This window comes from Xanthomarina sp. F2636L (assembly GCF_026410195.1).
In the GTDB taxonomy this organism is placed as follows: domain Bacteria; phylum Bacteroidota; class Bacteroidia; order Flavobacteriales; family Flavobacteriaceae; genus Xanthomarina.
Map to the genome: position 1 here is coordinate 1 of NZ_JAPMLM010000040.1, position 231 is coordinate 231.

The following is a 231-nucleotide window of genomic DNA, read 5'->3' on the forward strand; positions in this document are numbered from 1 at the left end:
AGTAACTACCCAAGCACAAGTATTGTTATCAAAAGTAGCAGTTTCCCAGCATTCTGTTGTTGGTTCAGCAGGTTGTGATCCAGTAACTACCCAAGCACAAGTATTGTTATCAAAGGTCGCTGTTTCCCAACATTCTGTTGTTGGTTCAGCAGGTTGTGATCCAGTGACTACCCAAGCACAGGTATTGTTATCAAAAGTAGCAGTTTCCCAGCATTCTGTTGTTGGTTCTAC

At 42.4% G+C, this 231-nt stretch carries 1 protein-coding gene; it reads right to left on the minus strand.

Annotated features, from left to right (window positions below):
* On the minus strand, positions 1-231 hold a 231-nt coding region (locus tag OS191_RS15600), incomplete at both ends, for a hypothetical protein (protein ID WP_267153690.1).